The organism is Miltoncostaea marina, from assembly GCF_018141525.1.
GTDB classification, from domain to species: Bacteria; Actinomycetota; Thermoleophilia; order Miltoncostaeales; family Miltoncostaeaceae; genus Miltoncostaea; species Miltoncostaea marina.
In genome coordinates, this window is sequence record NZ_CP064655.1 from 703,428 (window position 1) to 716,463 (window position 13,036).

At 75.9% G+C, this 13,036-nt stretch carries 14 protein-coding genes; 7 read left to right on the forward strand and 7 right to left on the reverse strand.

Going from position 1 to position 13,036, the window contains the following annotated elements; genetic code table 11:
* Window positions 1-4,332 (reverse strand): multifunctional oxoglutarate decarboxylase/oxoglutarate dehydrogenase thiamine pyrophosphate-binding subunit/dihydrolipoyllysine-residue succinyltransferase subunit, encoded by a 4,332-nt coding sequence (locus ITJ85_RS03425; RefSeq protein WP_217914958.1) that lies wholly within the window; start codon window positions 4,330-4,332, stop codon window positions 1-3.
* A gap of 128 nt (window positions 4,333-4,460) precedes the next feature.
* Window positions 4,461-4,682 carry a hypothetical protein gene (locus tag ITJ85_RS03430; protein WP_217914959.1) on the reverse strand — a complete coding sequence of 74 codons (222 nt, stop codon included), beginning with the start codon at window positions 4,680-4,682 and terminating at the stop codon, window positions 4,461-4,463.
* Between the two features lie 120 nt (window positions 4,683-4,802).
* Between ITJ85_RS03430 and ITJ85_RS03435 the strand changes: the two genes are divergently transcribed.
* On the forward strand, window positions 4,803-5,654 hold the full coding sequence (locus ITJ85_RS03435) for a VOC family protein (protein WP_217914960.1): 852 nt from the start codon (window positions 4,803-4,805) through the stop codon (window positions 5,652-5,654).
* A gap of 15 nt (window positions 5,655-5,669) precedes the next feature.
* On the opposite strand, the gene ITJ85_RS03440 is transcribed toward ITJ85_RS03435, so the two are convergent.
* Window positions 5,670-6,671: an NAD-dependent epimerase/dehydratase family protein gene (locus ITJ85_RS03440; protein WP_217914961.1), complete on the reverse strand. Its 1,002-nt coding sequence runs from the start codon at window positions 6,669-6,671 to the stop codon at window positions 5,670-5,672.
* A gap of 68 nt (window positions 6,672-6,739) precedes the next feature.
* On the opposite strand from ITJ85_RS03440, the gene ITJ85_RS03445 reads away from it, so the two are divergent.
* Window positions 6,740-7,429 carry an HAD family hydrolase gene (locus ITJ85_RS03445; RefSeq protein ID WP_217914962.1) on the forward strand — a complete coding sequence of 230 codons (690 nt, stop codon included), beginning with the start codon at window positions 6,740-6,742 and terminating at the stop codon, window positions 7,427-7,429.
* 44 nt (window positions 7,430-7,473) lie between these two features.
* On the opposite strand, the gene ITJ85_RS03450 is transcribed toward ITJ85_RS03445, so the two are convergent.
* From ITJ85_RS03450 to ITJ85_RS03460, 3 genes are all read right to left on the reverse strand, one after another.
* Window positions 7,474-7,716 carry a hypothetical protein gene (locus tag ITJ85_RS03450; protein ID WP_217914963.1) on the reverse strand — a complete coding sequence of 81 codons (243 nt, stop codon included), beginning with the start codon at window positions 7,714-7,716 and terminating at the stop codon, window positions 7,474-7,476.
* Complete coding sequence (locus tag ITJ85_RS03455) at window positions 7,713-8,276, reverse strand: type 1 glutamine amidotransferase domain-containing protein (RefSeq protein ID WP_217914964.1); 564 nt, start codon at window positions 8,274-8,276, stop codon at window positions 7,713-7,715. Before ITJ85_RS03455 ends, ITJ85_RS03450 begins: the two co-directional genes overlap by 4 nt.
* A gap of 179 nt (window positions 8,277-8,455) precedes the next feature.
* The gene (locus ITJ85_RS03460; RefSeq protein WP_217914965.1) at window positions 8,456-8,728 is read right to left on the reverse strand and encodes a hypothetical protein; all 273 of its coding nucleotides are present in this window, start codon (window positions 8,726-8,728) and stop codon (window positions 8,456-8,458) included.
* Window positions 8,729-8,836: 108 nt separating this feature from the next.
* On the opposite strand from ITJ85_RS03460, the gene ITJ85_RS03465 reads away from it, so the two are divergent.
* Window positions 8,837-9,856, forward strand: coding sequence for a DNA topoisomerase IB (locus tag ITJ85_RS03465; protein WP_217914966.1), 1,020 nt, complete (start codon window positions 8,837-8,839; stop codon window positions 9,854-9,856).
* A 13-nt stretch (window positions 9,857-9,869) separates the two neighbouring features.
* On the opposite strand, the gene ITJ85_RS03470 is transcribed toward ITJ85_RS03465, so the two are convergent.
* Window positions 9,870-10,880, reverse strand: a complete 1,011-nt coding sequence (locus tag ITJ85_RS03470) for a lysylphosphatidylglycerol synthase domain-containing protein (protein ID WP_217914967.1) — start codon at window positions 10,878-10,880, stop codon at window positions 9,870-9,872.
* Between the two features lie 6 nt (window positions 10,881-10,886).
* Here ITJ85_RS03470 and ITJ85_RS03475 point away from each other — a divergent pair, with 6 nt between their 5' ends.
* The 4 genes from ITJ85_RS03475 (at window position 10,887) to ITJ85_RS03490 (ending at window position 13,030) form a co-directional block, all read left to right on the forward strand.
* The gene (locus ITJ85_RS03475; protein ID WP_217914968.1) at window positions 10,887-11,669 is read left to right on the forward strand and encodes a phosphatase PAP2 family protein; all 783 of its coding nucleotides are present in this window, start codon (window positions 10,887-10,889) and stop codon (window positions 11,667-11,669) included.
* Window positions 11,666-12,310: a glycerophosphodiester phosphodiesterase gene (locus ITJ85_RS03480; protein WP_217914969.1), complete on the forward strand. Its 645-nt coding sequence runs from the start codon at window positions 11,666-11,668 to the stop codon at window positions 12,308-12,310. The genes ITJ85_RS03475 and ITJ85_RS03480 overlap by 4 nt, the downstream gene beginning before the upstream one ends.
* A 76-nt stretch (window positions 12,311-12,386) precedes the next feature.
* The gene (locus tag ITJ85_RS03485; RefSeq protein WP_217914970.1) at window positions 12,387-12,773 is read left to right on the forward strand and encodes a ChaB family protein; all 387 of its coding nucleotides are present in this window, start codon (window positions 12,387-12,389) and stop codon (window positions 12,771-12,773) included.
* A gap of 26 nt (window positions 12,774-12,799) precedes the next feature.
* Entirely contained in the window at window positions 12,800-13,030 is a 231-nt protein-coding gene (locus tag ITJ85_RS03490; protein ID WP_217914971.1) for a hypothetical protein, read from the forward strand.
* Window positions 13,031-13,036 lie beyond the last annotated feature (6 nt).

The following is a 13,036-nucleotide window of genomic DNA, read 5'->3' on the forward strand; positions in this document are numbered from 1 at the left end:
TTACTCCCCTTCCGGATTCAGCGCGGCCTTCAGCAGCCGCTCCTGCTCGGCCTGGTGGGCCTGCGGGTACCCCTCGCTGGTGCTGGCGCGACGGGCGCGGCCCACGTACTCCAGGCTGACGCCCTCGGGCAGGAGGCGCTCGAGCTGCAGGCGCGCGAACTCCCACGCGCCCATGTTGCGCGGCTCCTCCTGGACCCAGGTGACGGTCTTCAGGTTCGGGTAGGCGGCGATCAGCGCCGAGATGCGCTCGTCCGGGAAGGGGTAGAGCAGCTCGACCCGGCCGATCGCGAGCTCCGTGCGGGCCTCGCGGTCGTCGTGGTTGTCGAGCTCGTGGAACACCTTGCCCGAGCAGAGGATGAGGCGCGTGACCTCGTCGCGGCGGCCCTCGGCCCGCGGGTCGTCGTAGACCGGCTGGAAGCGGCCCTCGGTGAGGTCCGAGAGGCTCGACGACGCGGCCTTGGCGCGCAGCAGGCTCTTCGGCGTGAAGATGATCAGCGGCCGCCCGTGGTGGGTGAGCGCCTGCTTGCGCAGCAGGTGGAAGTAGTTGGCGGCCGTCGAGCAGTTGGCGACGACGATGTTGTCCTCGGCCGCCGCCTGCAGGAAGCGCTCGATGCGCGCCGAGGAGTGCTCGGGGCCGTTGCCCTCGTAGCCGTGCGGCAGCAGCATCGTGAGCCGCGAGGCCTCGCCCCACTTGGCGCGGCCCGAGACGATGAACTGGTCGATCATGATCTGCGCGCCGTTGGCGAAGTCGCCGTACTGGGCCTCCCAGATCACGAGCGCCTCGAGCGCCTGGGTGCTGTAGCCGTACTCGAAGCCGACCGCGGCCGCCTCGGAGAGCGGGCTGTTGTGCAGCTCGAGCGACGCGGCCGCCCCGGGCAGGTTGGCGAGCGGCGTGTAGACCCGGCCGGTGTGCGGGGTCCAGGTCTCGCCCTCGCCCACGTCGTGCAGCTCGAGGTGGCGCTGGCTGAAGGTGCCGCGCGCCGAGTCCTGGCCGGTCAGGCGCACGGGGACGCCCTGCGTGAGCAGCGAGGCGAAGGCGAGCGACTCGGCGTGGGCCCAGGCGATGCCGCGCTCGACGTCGAGCGCCTCGCGACGCCGGTCGAGCTGGGGCCGCAGCTTGGGGTGGATCGTGAAGCCGTCCGGCACCCGCAGCAGCTGCTCGTTGAGCTCGCGCAGCGTCGGCTCGGGCACGGCGGTCTCGACCGGCGTGGCCGAGCGGCCCTCGCCGGAGCCCTCGCCGTTGCCCTCCGTGCCCAGCTCGCCGCGGCTCGTGACCGCCTCGTGGGCGTCGCGCATCCGCTGCTCGGCGGTGGCGATCATCTCGTCCACCTGCTCGCGGGTCAGGAGGCCCTCGTCGATGAGCTTCTGGGCGTAGAGCTTGCTGACCGGCGGGTGCGCCTTGATCGTCCGCGACATCACCGGCTGCGTGTAGGCCGGCTCGTCGAGCTCGTTGTGGCCGAGGCGGCGGTAGCCGATCAGGTTGATGAGCACGTCGCGCTGGTAGCGCTCGCGGTACGCCACCGCGAGCTGCGCCGCGCTGATGCAGGCGTCCACGTCGTCGGCGTTGACGTGGATCACCGGGATGTCGAAGCCCCGGGCCAGGTCGCTGCAGTGGTAGGTCGAGCGCGAGTCGAACGGGTCGGTGGTGAACCCGATCTGGTTGTTCGCGATGATGTGCACCGTGCCGCCGGTGCTGTAGCCGCGCAGGTTGCTCAGGTTGAGCGTCTCCGCGACCACGCCCTGGCCGATGAACGCCGCGTCGCCGTGGATCAGCACGGGGACGGCCGACTCCGGGTCGTGGTGCAGCTCGCGCTTGGAGCGCACGGTCTGCACGGCGCGGGTGTAGCCCTCCGCGACGGCGTTGACCTGCTCCAGGTGGCTCGGGTTGGCGGCGAGCTTGACGGTGACGCTCCTGCCGGCCGGGCTCGTGACCTCGCCCTCGGCGCCGAGGTGGTACTTCACGTCGCCGGCGGTCTCGCGCATCTCCTCGTCGCCCGACTCGAACGCCATGTGGCCCTCGAACTCGGCGATGATCGACTCCGGCGGGCGGCCCACCACGTGGGTGATGAAGGCCAGGCGGCCGCGGTGGGCCATGCCCATGACGACCTCGGAGGCGCCCGCGTCGGCGACCTGCTGGATGACGTGGTCGGTGATCGACACCAGCGTGTCGACCCCCTCGATGGAGAACGTCTTCTGGCCGAGGTAGGTGCGGCGCAGGAAGCGCTCGAACGCGTCCACCTCGACGAGCCGCTGCAGGATCGCCACGCGGCGCTCAGCCGGCAGCGGCGCCCGCAGGCGGCCGGACTCGATGACCCCGCGCAGCCAGAGGCGCTTCTGGTGGTCCGAGAGGTGCTCGATCTCGTAGGCGATCGTGCCGCAGTAGGCCTCGCGCAGATGCGGCAGCGCGGCGGCGAAGCTCTCGCCGGGCACCTTGACGCGCAGCAGCTCGGCCGGGATGCGGGCCATCACCTCGGGCGTCAGGCCCACGTTCTCCGTGCTGAGGGCCGGGTCGCCGGGCGGCTCGGAGCCGAGCGGGTCGAGGCGCGCGGCCAGGTGGCCGTGGCTGCGGTGGGCCTTCACGACCGACATCGCCGCCGCGATGCCCTCCAGCAGCTGCGGGTCCGGCGCGGCCGAGACGGCCCCGGGGGCGGCGGCCAGGGGCGCGGCGGGCGCCGGCGCCGGCGCGGCCTCCTCGGCCGGCGCGGGGGCGAGGCCCAGGCTCGAGCGGACGTCCTCGTAGAAGCCGTCGGCGCCGGAGAGCAGCGCGTCGACCCGGGCCAGGAACTCGCCGCTCTCGGCGCCCTGGATCACCCGGTGGTCGTAGGTGCTCGACATCGTCATGACTTTCGAGACGCCGAGCTCCTTCAGCGTGTCGGCGGGCACGGAGGCGAGCCCCGGCGGGTAGCCGATCGCGCCGGTGGCGACGATCGTGCCCTGGCCGGCCATCAGGCGGGGGGCGGAGGCGACCGTGCCGATGCCGCCGGGGTTGGTGAGGCTGACCGTGGCGCCGCGCAGCTCGTCGGGCTTGATCTGGCCCGCGCGCGTGCGGCCCACCAGGTCGTCGAACGCGGTGCGGAAGGCGTCGAAGCCGCCCGAGGCCGCGTCGCGGACGACCGGCACCATGAGCGAGCGGCTGCCGTCCTTGCGCTCCACGTCGACGGCCAGGCCCAGGTTGACGGCGTCGCGCACCAGCTTGTGCGGCTTGCCCTCGACCGTCGCGAAGCCGGTGCCCATGACCGGGATCTCGTCGACCGCCCGGATCACGGCCCAGGCGATGAGGTGGGTGAACGAGAGCTTGCCCGCGATGCCGGCGGACTTCATGTCGGCGTTGATCCGCCGCCGCTGGGCGTCGAGCGCCGCGACGCTGATCGTGCGGTAGCTGGTCGCCGTGGGGACGCTGAGGCTCTCGTCCATGTAGCCCGCGAGCGCGGCGGCCGGCCCGCGCAGCGGGACGGTCTCCTCGCCCGGCACGGGGGCCGGCGCGGCGGCCGCGGGCGCGGCGGTGGGCGCCGGGGCGGCGAGGGCGGCCTGGACGTCGCCGGAGCGGATGATGCCGCCGGGGCCGGTGCCCTTCAGGGCGGACGGGTCGAGGCCCTTCTCGATGGCGATGCGGCGGGCGATGGGGGAGATGGCGGGCCACTCGAGCCCGGCCGCCGCGGCGGGCCCGCTCGGCGCGGGGCCGGCCTGCACCGCGGGCGCGGGCGCGGGGGCGGCGGGCGACGGGGCCGGTGCGGCGCCGCCGGCGCCGGGGGCGATCTCGCCCAGCGGCTGGCCGACGGTGAACGTCTCGCCCGCGGGGACCGCGATCGACAGCAGCCGGCCGGCGACCGGCGCGGGCACCTCGAGATCGACCTTGTCGGTCGAGACCTCGAGCACCACCTGATCGGCCTCGACGGCGTCGCCGACGGCGACGCGCCACTCCACCACGGTGCCCTCGGTCACCGACTCCATGTCGGGCAGGACGATCGGCACGGGCGGCCCGTCCGCGGCCGGCGCGGCGGACGCGCCGTCGCCAGAGGGCGCCGCCGGCGCGGGCGCGGATCCGCCGCCGCCGTTCGCGGCGCCGCCGGCGGTGTCGCCGGCGGCGAGCTCGGCCAGCAGCGCGCCGACCTCGATGGTGTCGCCCGGCGCCACGACGATGCGCGAGACGCGCCCGGCGGCGGGGGCGGGGACCTCCACGTCGACCTTGTCCGTCGTCACGTCGAGGAGGGTCTGGCCGGCCTCGACGACGTCGCCCTCGGCGACCCTCCACTCGACGACGGTGCCCTCCGTGACCGACTCGCCGAGCTCGGGCAGGAGGACTTGGATGGTCTGGGGAGAGGTCGTCGACACGCGGAGAGTCCTAGGCTATCGAGATACGCGCCGTGAGGTCCTGGCGGAGCGGGGCCGTTCGTCCGCCCCCGGGCGGAAGGGCCCTCGCCGATGCGGCGCCCCGCGCGAGCGCGCGGGCACCGGGGATCTTACGCGCCCATCTCCAGGATGCGTTCCATGGCCTCGGCCACGGCCTGGCGCTGACCGGCGGTGAGGCGGCCGAGGCGCGCGACGACGGCGTCGTGGTGCTCGAGCTGCAGGTCGCGCGCCACCCGGGTGAGCTCGCGCAGCGCGCCCTGGCGCTCCCAGTCGTCGACCGGCGGGTCGGTGGTGGGGACGGGCGTCGTGCGCGGGTTCAGCTCCTCGTTCACGTGAGGGATCCTAGGTCGTTCCCCCTGCGCGTTACCCCCCCGTAGGTCCAGTCATTGGCGCGTTCAGGAAGCCGACTGGACTGGACGGATCGGCGAAGGTGTGCTTGACTCCTCAACCATATGAGCCTCCCAGACGCCACCACCATGGGCCCCGTCCGCCTCGTCGCCGCGGACCTGGACGCGATGGCCGCCTTCTACCGCCGCGCCGTCGGCCTCGCCGACCGCCCCTCGCCCGCCGGCGAGGTGCATCTCGGCGTGGGCGGGCGGACGCTCGTCGAGCTGGCGGGCGACCCGGCCGCCACGCCGCGCCCGCATCGCACCACCGGCCTCTTCCACCTCGCGCTACTCGTGCCCTCGCGGGCCGACCTCGCGCAGGCGCTGCACCGGGTCTCGGGCGCGGGGTGGCGCTTCAGCGGCGCCTCCGACCACCTCGTGAGCGAGGCCCTCTACCTCGACGACCCCGAGGGGAACGGCATCGAGATCTATCGCGACCGCCCGCGCGAGGAGTGGCCGCGCCGCGACGGCGAGCTGCTGATGGACACCCTCCCGATGGACGTCGAGGGGGTGCTCGCCGAGCTGCCGCCCGGGACGCCCGACGAGGGCATGCCCGAGGGCACGACGATGGGCCACGTGCACCTGCAGGTGCGCGACCTCGACGAGGCGGAGACCTTCTACGCCGGGCTGCTGGGCTTCGACGTGACGGTGCGCGGCTACCCCGGGGCGCTGTTCGTCTCGGCGGGCGGCTACCACCACCACCTCGGCCTCAACACCTGGGGCACGCGCGACGCGCCGGCGCCGCCCCCCGGCAGCCGGGGCCTCAACAGGGTGCGGATCGACCTGCCGTCGGCGGCCGACGTCGCGGCAGCCGGCGAGCGGCTGCGGGCCGCGGGGCGCGAGGGCGACGAGCTCGCGGAGGGCCTTGCGGTGGCCGACCCGTCCGGCAACCGCCTGCTGCTCGTCGCCGCCGCCTAGCGCGGCGGCCGGGCCTCAGCGGCCGGGCCGCAGGGCGGGCGTGGGCCCGCCGGCGCCGTCGGCGACGCCCTCCAGGAGCTCGCGCAGCGCCTCGCCGCTCGAGCGCGCCGGCCGCCAGCCCAGCAGGTCGCGGGCGCGCGAGCAGTCCATCAGCGGCACGGCGAGGGCCATGTCGAGCCAGCCCGGGGGCGTCGGCTGCAGGCGGGCGCGCCAGGACGCGTCCACGACGGCGCGGACCAGGCGGGCCGGCACGGGCACGCGGCGCGCGCCCAGGATCCCCGCGACGCTCGCGGGGTCGAGGGGCGGCTCGGCCGCCACGTTGAAGGCGCCGCGCGCGTCGTCGCGCACGATCGCCAGCCGGTAGGCGTCGGCGACGTCGTCGGAGTGCACGGCCTGCACCCGCAGGCCCGGGATGTCCGGCACGACGGGCAGGCGCGACGGGCGCGCCGCCGCGCGCGGCGCCAGCGGGCCCAGGAACAGGCGCGCCACCCGCGACGATGCCCGCCGGGAGAAGATCAGCCCGGGCCGCATGCGCACGACGCGCATGCCGGGCGCCTCGCGCTCGAGGATGTCCAGCCGCCGCTCGCACTCGGCCTTGTGGACGGCGTAGAAGCTGCTCGCGAGGCCGCGCGCGGGCCAGGACTCGTCGACCCGGCGGTCCTTCGGGCCGGGCGAGTAGGCGCCCACCGACGACGCGTGCACGAGCGCCGGCACGCCGGCCGCGCGGGCCGCGGCGAACACCCGGGCGCTGCCGAGGACGTTCGTCCGCCACAGGCGCGCCATGTCGTGCGAGGGCCGGATGGCCCAGGCCAGGTGCACGACCGCGTCGGCGCCGGCGAAGGCGGGCTCCAGCTCGGCGTCGGCGACGTCGGCGGCCATCCACTCCGTGCCGGGCGGCGGCTCGGCGGGCGGCCGGCGCGCGACGCCGAGCACCGAGGCGACGCGCGGCTCGACGGCCAGCGCGCGCAGCAGCGCCGTGCCCACGTTGCCGGTCGCGCCGGTGACCACGACTCGCACGCCCGGCGGGTTCCCGCGCCCCGCGGCGGGGAAACACCCGTCCCGCCCGCCCCCGACCGGAGGACACGATGGGCTCAGAGGGCCACACCGCGGTCATCGTCGACATCGACGGCACGCTCGTCGACACCAACTACCACCACGCGCTCGCCTGGTCCCGGGCGCTGCGGCGCTTCGGCGTGACCGTGGAGCTGTGGCGCCTGCACCGCCTGATGGGCATGGGCGGCGACCAGATCGTCGCCCGCGTCGCGGGCGACGAGGTCGAGCGCGAGCACGGCGATGACATCCGCGCGGCCGAGAAGGAGCTGTACGGGGCCATGATCGACGAGGTCGTGCCCCTGCCGGACGCCCGCGGGCTGCTCCAGGCGCTGGCGTCGCGCATGCGGCGGGTGGTGCTCGCCAGCTCCGCCAAGCCGGAGGAGGTCGAGCACTACCTCGACCTGCTCGACGCGCGCGACCTGGTCGACGCCTGGACCACCGCGGGGGACGTCGAGGCGACCAAGCCGTCGCCCGACGTCATCGCGGCCGCGCTCGAGAAGGCGGGCGGCGGCCCGGCGATCGTGATCGGCGACACGGTGTGGGACTGCGAGGCCGCCGAGCGGGCGGGGCTGCCCTGCGTCGGCGTGCTGACCGGCGGCGTGTCGGCGGGCGAGCTCGTCGGCGCCGGGGCCGCGGCGGTCTACGGGTCGCTGGCCGAGCTGATCGAGCGCCTCGGCGACCCGCCCTTCCAGGGCGACGGCAGGCGGGTCGACCCCGCCTGAGGACGGGGGCCGGGGGCGGCGCCCGCCGCCCCCGGCTCGACCCGTCAGCCGGCGTCGTCCCCGGTCACCTCGTTCCCGGAGGGGCCCGAGCCGCCGATGCCCTTCATCGCCGGCCCGCCCGGGCCCTGGTCGGGGTCGGGCCGGTCGTCGGCGCCGCGCCGCCCGTGCCCGCGCGGCTCCACGGTCTCGGGAGCCCCGGGCCCGGCGCTCTCGCCCTCCTCCATGCGCCTGGTGAACTCGGCCGGGCTGATCTCGCCCTCGCGCCGCTCGTCGTCGCCCACCATCACGCGGCCTGCCGCGAGTGGCGGCCCTCGGCGAACTCCTCGACGATCTTCGCGCAGAAGGCCGGGAGGTCGTCGGGCTTGCGGCTCGAGACGAGGCCCGCGTCGACCACCACCTCCTCGTCCACCCAGTTCGCGCCGGCGTTCTCGAGGTCCGTGCGCAGGCTCGGCCACGAGGTGAGCGTGCGGCCGCGGACGACGCCGGCCTCGATGAGCGTCCACGGCCCGTGGCAGATCACGCCGACGGGCTTCTCGAGCGCGAAGAAGTCGCGCACGAAGCGGGTGGCCCGCTCGTCCGTGCGGAGGAAGTCTGGGTTCGCCACGCCGCCCGGCAGCACGAGGGCGTCGAAGTCCTCGGCCTTCCCCTCGTCGAGGGTGAGGTCGACCGGGCGCTCGTCGCCCCGGTCGAGGTGGTTGAACGCCTGGATCGCGCCCCCCTCGGGGGCGACCAGCGCCACCGTCGCGCCGGCCTCCTCGAGCGCGCGCCGCGGCTCGTCCAGCTCGACCTGCTCGACGCCGTGGGTGGCGAGGATCGCGACCCTGCGGTTCTCGATGTGTCCAGCCAAAGGTGCACCTCCGGTGTGCGGGGCCGGACCCGGCGACTACCCGGCCCCCCCCGGGCGGAAACGCCGGGCGGCCGCCCGTCACGTGCCCCGGCGCCGTGGCAACGGGCTCCCGGCCACCTCACGACCACGGAGGAGGCCGCCGGTGGCGACCACGCGCTCCACGGGTCGTGGCGGGCGGCTCAGCCGGCGGGCGGCGCGTGCCCGGTCGGCTTGTAGCCGCCGAGCTTGCCGATGGCGTCGCTCACCGCCTCGTCGGCGGTGGCGCCGAAGCCCTCGATGAGGGTGCTGCCCTGCACGATCTGCACGTGCATGCCCGGCATGGGCACCCGCGTGTCGGCCGTGGGCGGCGTCTCGCCGGGCGTCATCGGGCCGGGGCCGACGATGCGGCAGCCCTGGGCGCGGAGCGTCTCGAGCTCCGACGCCATCTGCGGGCTCAGGCTGGTCTCGGGCATGTGCGGGGCCTCCGTCCGTCGCGTGACTCGCCCCAATGGGTGCCCGCCCGGGCCCGCCGGAAACCGGGTGTGCCGCGGGCGCCGCGGGGGAACATGCCCGGCGCCGCGATGCCGAGCCTCCGCCACAGCTCCGACCGGGAGCCCGGGTACACCCGCCGCCGGCGCGGCCGCGGCTGGAGCTACCACGCGCCCGACGGCTCCGTCGTGACCGACCCGCGGCTGCGCGCCCGCTTCGAGGCGCTGGCGATCCCGCCCGCCTGGCGCGACGTCTGGATCTGCCGCTCGTCGCGCGGCCACCTGCAGGCCACCGGCACCGACGCTGCCGGGCGGCGCCAGTACCTGTACCACCCCGCCTGGCACGAGCAGCGGCAGGTCGAGAAGTACGAACGCATCCTGCGCTTCGCCGAGGGGCTCCCGGCGCTGCGGCGCGCCACCGAGAACCAGCTCCGGCGCCGGCGGCTCGACCGCGAGAAGGCGCTCGCGGCGGCGGTCCAGATCCTGGACCGCACCAGGATCCGGGTGGGCGGGGAGGAGTACGCGACGCGCCACAAGACGTACGGCCTCGCCACACTGCGCTCGAAGCACGTCACGGTCGAGGGCGACACCCTCACCCTCGACTTCACGGGCAAGGGTGGGGTCGACCACCACGCCGAGATCACCCACGCGCGCCTCGCGAGGGTCGTCGCCGAGATGGACGAGCTGCCGGGCTACGAGGTGTTCGCCTACCTCGACGAGGACGGCACCCCGGTCGACGTGAGGTCGTCCGACGTCAACGCCTACATCAAGGAGCTGATGGGGGAGGACTTCTCGGCCAAGGACTTCCGCACCTGGGCCGGCACCGTCGCGGCCGCGGTGGCGCTCGACGAGGTCGGGCCGATCGAGGGCGCCCGGGAGCGCCAGCGCGCGGTGGCACGCGTGTGCCGCATCGCGGCGGAGCTGCTGGGCAACACGCCGGCGGTGTGCAGATCGAGCTACATCGACCCGCGGGTCATCGACCACTTCCTCGATGGCCGCACCATCTCCTCGCTCGTCGGCGAGATCGACCGCAGGATGGAGAACGGCCACAGCGCGGAGGAGCTCGCCGTGCTCGCCCTGCTGCGCCGCGGCCTGGCGGAGCGCGCCGCGTAGCGGCCGGCGGTCGCTACGCGGAGGCCGGCGCGGGCGCCGGCCGCTCCGCGCCCCACGAGCCGATGCTGCGCCCCAGCCAGGCGAGGGCCAGCAGCGCCGCGCCCAGCGAGGCGACGAGCGCGGTGGCCTGCACGGCCAGGCTCAGGGCGAGCGCGGTGGACGCCGGCGTGCCGTAGGCGAGGGCCAGCGCCGGCACCAGCAGCAGCTCCCGCGCGCCCCCGCCGCCCGGCATGGCCGGGACGGCGCCGGCCAGCACCACCACGCTGAACACCAGGCCCGCCGCGGTGGCCGGGACGCCGAACGCCGCCAGCAGCGCGGCGAGGCTCACCAGCCGGGCGGCGACCGCCCCGGCGCCGACGAGCGCCGCGCTGCGCGCCGCGCGCGCGTCGCCGAGCACGCCGGCGCCCTCGCGCATGCGCCGGGCGGCACGACGCGGCCCGCGCGGCAGCCGGCGCACCAGCCGGCGACCGGCGCCGCGCCGCCACGCGAGCGCGAGGACGGCCACGACGACGATCGCGCCGAGCGCCGTCCAGCGCAGGTTGCCGGCCGGCCCGGGCAGCGGTGCGGCCATCGTGATGGCGAGCACGGCGAGGGCCGTGACCGCCGCGTCGATGCCCTTGTAGCCCGCGAGCCCCCCGGCGATGCGCCACGCGCCGGCCGACGCGCCGTTCGGGTGGCGCCGCACCAGGCCCACGCGCACGACCTCGCCGAGCGAGGCCGGCAGCAGCTCGCAGGCGCCGCGCGAGATCCAGTGCAGGCCGAGCGTGGTGCCGAGCCCGATCCGCACGCCGCCGGCGCGCTGGCAGATGGCCCACATGACCCCCGAGAGCGTCTGGCCCGCCGCGTAGGCGATCACCGAGAGCGCGAGGGCGTCCGGGTGCGCGCCCGCGAGCGCCGCCCCCACCGAGCCCGGGTGGACGGTCAGGGCGGCGAGCACGACCAGCCCGGCCGCGACGCCGAGCAGCGCGAGCGACGCAACTCGCCGCCCGCCGGCGGGCCACGACGGGGTCCGGTGGGGGATCATCGCTGCGTGACCTGGCAGATGGATCGCGGTGCTCCCTCGCTCGCACGGCGGCTGCGTGCCCGCGCCGCGCGCCGCCCCGGCCTCGGCGTGTTCCTCGTGCAGATCCTGCTCGTCGGCGGCGCCGCGCTGGCGTACTTCGGTGTTCGGGGCCTGACGGAGGGTTCCCTCCCGGAGGCGACCGGGAACGCCGAGGCCCTCGTGCGCCTGGAGCGGGCGCTCGGCCTCGGCTGGGAGGAATGGGTCCAGTCGCTCGTCATCGGCTCCGACGCGCTCGTCACGCTCGCCAACTGGGTCTACATCTACGGCCACTGGCCCGTGGTCGGCGTCGCGCTGGCGACGCTCTTCGTGCTGGCCCCGGACCGCTACTACCTGCTGCGCAACGCGATGTTCGCCTCCGGCGCGATCGGCCTGGTGATCTTCGCCCTCGTGCCGGTGGTGCCGCCGCGGCTCGGCATCCTCGAGATCGTCGACACGGTCTCCGAGCGCTCGACCTCGTACCGCACCCTGCAGCCGCCGGGCCTCGTCAACCAGTACGCGGCCCTGCCGAGCCTGCACTTCGGGTGGAACCTGCTCGTGGGGATCGTGGTCTGGCGCTCGACCCGGGTGGGGATCGTCCGGGTCGCCGCGGTGGCGATGGTGGCGGCGATGGGGGTGGCCGTGGTGGCGACCGCCAACCACTACGTCGTCGACGTGCTCGCCGGCGGCGCGGTCGCCCTCGTCGGCCTCCTCGTGGCCCGGGAGCTGCCGCGCGTCCGCCGCACGCCCGACTGGGCCCGGCCCACGCGATGAGCGTGCCCGGCACGGTGATCGCCCACCGGGCCGGCGACGACCTCGCCGGGCTGGCCCGGGCGGCGGCCCACGCCGACGTGCTGGAGGCCGACGTGCGCCTCTTCCGCGGCCGGCTGGAGGTGCGTCACGCGAAGGGCCTCGGGCCCCTTCCGGTGCGGTGGGAGCGCTGGTACCTGCTCGACCGGGCGACGCCGCGCGTCGGCCTGGGCGCGCTGCTCGAGGCCGCGGCACCGCTCGGGGCGACGCTGATGCTCGACGTGAAGGGCTACGACCCCCGCATGCCCGCCCTCGTGCTGGCGGCGACGCGCGGCTGGCGTGCCCGCCGCCCCCTGGTCGTCTCCGCCCGCTCGTGGCGCGTCGCCGACCGGCTGCGCGGCGAGCCGGGCGTCAGGACCCTGCACTCGGTCGGCCGGCGCCGGCAGGTCGCCCACCTGCTGCGCCGCTACCGCCCCGGGTCGCTCGAGGGCGTGTCGGTCGACCGGCGCATCCTCACCCCGGCGATCGTGGCGGCGCTGCGCGAGCGCGCCGCGGAGGTCTGGAGCTGGCCGGTCGACGACCCCGGCCTCGCCCGCGAGCTGGCCGGCTGGGGCGTCACCGGCTTCATCAGCGACGATCCGGCCGCCCTGCGACCCCGTCCGTAGCCTGCCGGGCGACGTTCGGCATCCCCGGGCAGCGGGGACCACCGGGGCACGTACCCGCGGGAGGAGGAACGACGCGATGCCCGGACGCGAGGAGCTTCCGTCCACGCTGAAGCGCTCGTCGAAGAAGGCGCAGCGCACGTGGATCGCGACCCACGACAGCGCGGTGGAGCAGTACGGGGAGGGCGAGCGCGCCCACCGCACGGCGTTCGCCGCCCTCAAGCACACCCACGAGAAGGTCGGCGACCACTGGGAGGAGAAGGACGAGAAGGGCCCGTCCGACCCGCGCGCGAAGCGGGGCGGCGCGGCGGCCCGGCGCGGCGAGGGCGAGACCTACGGCGGCGTGGACGTCGAGGGCAACACGAAGGACGAGCTCATGCAGCGCGCCCGCAAGCTGGACGTGCGCGGCCGCTCGAAGATGACGAAGCACGAGCTGGCGAAGGCGATCGCCAGGAAGCAGGGGTGAGGTCCGGCGCCGGATAGGCTCCGCCCATGGCGGGTGAGCCGGCACCGACGCGCGCCGCCGCGGGCGCGGCGTCCGGAGGGGCGTTCATGGGCCTCGGCGTCGCGGCGGTCCAGGACCCCGGCGACCCCACCCGCACCATCGTCTCCCGCGGCGAGAACTACCGGCACATCCGCCACGCCGAGATCCTGGCGCGCTGGCCGGTGCTGGCCGAGCCCTGGGCGCGCAGCGTGGAGGCCGCGCGGCTGCGCCCCGGCTGAGGGCGG

Bases quoted from the DNA above. Each gene is read 5' to 3' on its own strand.
- ITJ85_RS03435 (WP_217914960.1), top strand. From the start codon at position 4,803: ATGAGCCTCCCAGACGCCACCACCATGGGCCCCGTCCGCCTCGTCGCC.
- ITJ85_RS03445 (WP_217914962.1), top strand. From the start codon at position 6,740: ATGGGCTCAGAGGGCCACACCGCGGTCATCGTCGACATCGACGGCACG.
- ITJ85_RS03460 (WP_217914965.1), bottom strand. From the start codon at position 8,728: ATGCCCGAGACCAGCCTGAGCCCGCAGATGGCGTCGGAGCTCGAGACG.
- ITJ85_RS03465 (WP_217914966.1), top strand. From the start codon at position 8,837: ATGCCGAGCCTCCGCCACAGCTCCGACCGGGAGCCCGGGTACACCCGC.
- ITJ85_RS03470 (WP_217914967.1), bottom strand. From the start codon at position 10,880: ATGATCCCCCACCGGACCCCGTCGTGGCCCGCCGGCGGGCGGCGAGTT.
- ITJ85_RS03480 (WP_217914969.1), top strand. From the start codon at position 11,666: ATGAGCGTGCCCGGCACGGTGATCGCCCACCGGGCCGGCGACGACCTC.
- ITJ85_RS03485 (WP_217914970.1), top strand. From the start codon at position 12,387: ATGCCCGGACGCGAGGAGCTTCCGTCCACGCTGAAGCGCTCGTCGAAG.
- ITJ85_RS03490 (WP_217914971.1), top strand. From the start codon at position 12,800: ATGGCGGGTGAGCCGGCACCGACGCGCGCCGCCGCGGGCGCGGCGTCC.